This window comes from Micromonospora orduensis (assembly GCF_006228125.1).
GTDB lineage: Bacteria > Actinomycetota > Actinomycetes > Mycobacteriales > Micromonosporaceae > Micromonospora > Micromonospora orduensis.
The window spans coordinates 1-2,295 of sequence record NZ_VDFY01000024.1 but is presented as its reverse complement, the minus strand read 5'-3'; the positions used below and the strand labels follow the sequence as shown (position 1 = coordinate 2,295).

General features: G+C 75.0%; 2 protein-coding genes. Both read left to right on the top strand.

Annotation, left to right across the window (positions count from 1 at the left end; all coding sequences use genetic code 11):
* The first annotated feature begins 160 nt into the window (after positions 1-160).
* Positions 161-1,084, top strand: coding sequence for a tetratricopeptide repeat protein (locus FHG89_RS00170; RefSeq protein ID WP_139581820.1), 924 nt, complete (start codon positions 161-163; stop codon positions 1,082-1,084).
* Positions 1,085-1,150: 66 nt separating this feature from the next.
* A partial coding sequence (locus FHG89_RS00165) for an arginase family protein (RefSeq protein WP_244295040.1) occupies positions 1,151-2,295 on the top strand: 1,145 nt, incomplete at its 3' end.

Below are 2,295 nucleotides of genomic sequence, written 5' to 3'. Positions count from 1 at the left end.
GCGACGATCTTGCGGTTGCGGTGGCCGCATATGCCGTGAAGGCGGCGTACCGGCGACAGAAAGTGCACGATCGCGGGGGTGGGGGCGGGGAGGTGAGAGTCGCAACGTCGGAGTTGCGGGTGAGCTGAGAACCCGGGCCCGCGTGCGAGACTAGGTAACCATGAGCGACCCACGGATCACCTCGTCGATCTTCACCCGCGGCGCGGTCGACCTCAGCACGCTGCGCGGCCCCGCACCAGCCAGTACCCGCCCCGGCGCACCCCCGCAGGGCGGCCCGTCCACCGGCGCGCCAAGCGCGCCCGGCGCCGGCGGTGACGCCGCCATCGTCGACGTCACCGAGGCGACCATCCAGTCCGAGGTGCTCGAACGGTCGATGGCCATGCCCGTCGTCGTCTTCTTCGGCGCGGCCGGCTTCCCGGAGAGCGACGAGTTCGCCCCCGTGCTGGAGCGGCTGGCCGCCGAGAGCGGCGGCGCCTGGGTGCTCGCCCGGGTCGACGTGCAGCAGAACCCGCGGATCGCCCAGATGTTCCGGGTCCAGGGCATCCCCATGGTGTACGCGGTGGTCGGAGGCCAGCCCATCGACGCCTTCTCCGGCGTGGTCCCCGAGGCGCAGCTGCGCCAGTGGCTCCAGGCCGTGCTCAAGGCCGGCGGCGTGACCGTCGCCGAACCGGAGGATCCACGCCTCGACGAGGCGGACGACGCCCTCATGAGCGGCGACCTGGACGCCGCCGAGCGGGCGTACCGGAAGATCCTCGCCGACTCCCCGGCGGACGCCGCGGCCGAGGCCGGCCTCGCCCAGGTCGGGGTGGCCCGCCGGGTGGCCGGCGCCGACCCGGCCACCGCGCTGGCCGCCGCCGAGAGCGCCCCCGACGACGTTGCCGCCCAGCTGCTGGCCGCCGACATCGAGGTGCTCAGCGGCCTGGCCGAACAGGCGTACGCCCGGCTGGTCGGCCTGGTCCGGCGCACCGCCGGCGAGGACCGGGAGACCGTCCGCCAGCACCTGGTGTCGCTGTTCACCATCGCCGGCCCGGACGACCCGGCGGTCGCCTCGGCGCGCCGTGCCCTGGCCAGCGCCCTGTTCTGAGTTCGTAGCACGCCAGCGCGGGCCGGCGTTCCGGCCGGCCCGCCCGACCACCGAGGACGGGAGCTCATGATGCGCCGGATCGCCGTCCTCGACGCGCCGACAAATCTCGGTCTACGGCCGCCGACGCCCACGTCGGTTCCGGGCTGCGCCAAGGCGCCCGGAGCGCTGCGCGACCACGACCTGCTGCCCCGGCTGCGCGCCCGCGACGCCGGCTGCATCACCCCACCCCGTTACGACCCGGGTGACTGGCGGCCCGGCGACGGGGTGTGCCACGCCCGGGAGATCGCCGACTACTCCCTCGCCCTCGCCGAACGGATCGGCTCGATCATCGACCGGGGCGAGTTCCCGGTGGTGCTGGGCGGCGACTGCTCGGTGCTGCTCGGCTCGGCGCTTGCCATGCACCGCCTCGGCGAGGCCGTCGGTGGGCGGATCGGCCTGGTCTTCGTGGACGGGCACTCCGACTTCCGGCACCCCGGCAACGCCTCCTACGTGGGTGCCGCCGCCGGGGAGGACCTGGCCCTGGTCACCGGGCGGGGGCAGGCCGACCTGGCCGCCCTGGAGGGGCGCCGACCCTACTTCCGCGACATCGACGTGGTGGTGCTCGGCATCCGGGCACAGGACGAATACCGGCTCGACCTCCAGGCGGCGGGGATCACCACCCGGCCGGTGCCGGCGCTGCGCGCCGAGGGCGCCGCCCGGACGGCACAGTGGGCACACGAGCAGCTCGCCGACTGCGCGGGCTACTGGGTGCACATCGACGTGGACGTACTCGACCCGGCGGTGATGCCCGCCGTGGACGCCCCCGACCCGGGCGGCATCGCCTTCGCCGAACTGGAGATCCTGCTCGCCGGCCTGGTCGACACCCCGCACTGCCTCGGCATCGAGCTGACCGTCTTCGACCCCGACTACGACCCGGACGGCTCGTACGCCGCCGAGATCGTCAACACAGTGGTCGCGGGTCTGGCACCGGTCACCGCCCCGGAGGCGGTGCCGCCGCGCCTGCTCTCGGCCCGGCCCACCCCCGCCCCGCGACGCGGCACCAGCCGACCCACGCTCGTTCCCGACCGGCCCGAAACACCGCGGCCCGCAGCCGACGACGAGGGGTCACACGAGAAGGCCCAGCGCGACGGCGGGCGTGTGTCCGGGCAGAACGGCACCGACGCCGCCGACCGGGCCGGGACGAGGACGTCGCCGGGCAGCCGGTCGGCGAC